Below are 2,037 nucleotides of genomic sequence, written 5' to 3' on the forward strand. Positions count from 1 at the left end.
GACCAGACCCTGGCGAATACCTTCCAGGCTGTATGCCGTCAGTACTGCGAGCGCATTGCCGTGTGCGATGCCTCCCGTGAGGTGAGCTACGCCGAGCTTGACCAGGTTGCCACACGCCTGGGTTTGAACCTGTTGGATGCCGGTCTGGTGCCGGGCGATATCGTCGTCTTGCAACTGGGCAACGTGCTGGAGTTTGTCTTCGTTTACCTGGCCCTGCAGAAAATCGGCGTGCGGCCGATCCTTGCGCTGCACACCCACCGATACCGTGAGCTGCGCCAGTTCGTCGAGTTGTCTGGCGCCACCGCAACTATTACGGCGGACCGCTCCAAGGACTGCGATTTCATCGATATCGTCAACCGCGTTCAAGCTGATACCACAAGCATCCGTCGCAAGTTTGTCCTCGGTGCCGCGGCGGACGGTTTTGTCTCGCTGGGCGACCTGCTGGCGCGTGAGCCACGTCGCGATGTTGCTGAAATCGAGGCGATTCAGGCGGCAATCGATCCGTGCAGCCCGGCGCTGTTTCTATTGTCTGGCGGCACGACCGGCATCCCGAAGATGATCCCGCGCTCGCACAACGACTACGTCTGCAACTCGCGGCTGGCCTCCAAATACACGGGCATTGATGAGCACTCGGTGTTGCTGGACGTGCTTCCCATTGCTCACAATTTGCCGCTGGCGTGCCCTGGCTTGCAGGGCTTCATGCTCTGCGGTGCCAAGGTGGTGCTGCATGCCAGCACTCGGGCTGAAGAGGTGTTCGGTTTGATCGAGCGCTTCAAGGTCACCCATATCCATGTGGTGCCGGCCCTGCTGATCATGTGGATGAACGACCCGCGGGTTGAGGCCTTCAATCTGGACAGTGTTCGGGTGATTCAGTCCGGTGGCCAGCGACTGCAACCGGAGACGCGTGCCTTGACCGAGCAGGTCTTGCGTAACTGCACGGTGCAGGAAAACTTTGGCATGGCCGAAGGCCTGTTGATGTTCGTGCGTCTGGACGACCCGCTGGATGTACGCCGCGAGTCGGTGGGCCGGCCGGTGTGTGCAGACGACGAAATTCTGTTGCTCGGCGAGGATGATCAACCGGTGCCGCTGGGAACACCGGGTGAGCTGTGCTGCCGAGGGCCTTACACCTTACGTGGTTACTTCAACGCACCGGAGCATAACGCGAGGGCGTTTACCCCCGACGGTTTCTACCGTTCCGGCGACATGATGCGCGAGCTGCCTTCGGGCAACTATGTGGTGGAAGGGCGCAAGAAAGATTTGATCAACCGGGGCGGCGAGAAAATTTCCGCCGAAGAAATCGAGAACCTGGTGCTGGCTCACCCGGCCGTCACGAACGTGGCGTGCGTGGCCATGCCTGATCCGGTGCTGGGTGAAAAAATGTGCGCCTTCGTGATCCTCAAACCTGCTGCGCAGTTGAGCCTGGAAGACCTGGTCAACTATTTACAGACCCACGAAATCGCCCGTTTCAAACTGCCAGAACGCCTGGAGTTGGTGGACAGTTTTCCGCTGTCGACCTTCGGCAAGGTCTCCAAGAAAGACCTGGTGGAGCGCGTCAGCGCCAAGCTTAAGATCGAGGCGGCCTGAGATGAGTGACTTTATCGAATACCGCTTCGAAGACGGCATCGTCACCCTGACACTGTGCGCGCCCGAGCAGCACAACGCATTGACCCACCAGGCGCAGTTCGACGCGTTCACTCAGGTTTGCGCGCGCATCAACCGCGATCCGCAGGTCAAAGTGGTCATCCTCACTGGTGCAGGCAAATCATTCTGTGCCGGTGGCAACGTCAAAGACATGAAAGCGCGGGCGGGGCTGTTCGCTGGTGATCCGTATCAGCTGCGCGATGGCTATCGCCATGGCATCCAGCAGATCCCGCTGGCGGTCTACCACCTTGAGGTGCCGACCATTGCCGCCGTCAACGGTGCAGCGATTGGTGCCGGTTGCGACCTGGCATTGATGTGCGACATCCGAATCGCCTCGCAACAGGCGCGTTTCGCTGAAAGCTTCGTACGCTTGGGAATCGTGCCCGGGGATGGCGG

The 2,037-nt window shown here is 60.0% G+C and carries 2 protein-coding genes; both read left to right on the plus strand.

Annotation, left to right across the window (positions count from 1 at the left end; translation table 11 throughout):
- Positions 1 to 1,584: (2,3-dihydroxybenzoyl)adenylate synthase (locus AC1DSG_RS30605; RefSeq protein WP_477794209.1), on the plus strand; the 1,584-nt coding region annotated here is incomplete at its 5' end.
- A gap of 1 nt (position 1,585) precedes the next feature.
- Positions 1,586 to 2,037: enoyl-CoA hydratase-related protein (locus AC1DSG_RS30610; RefSeq protein ID WP_477794210.1), on the plus strand; the 452-nt coding region annotated here is incomplete at its 3' end.

This window comes from Pseudomonas sp. P5_A12 (assembly GCF_056400685.1).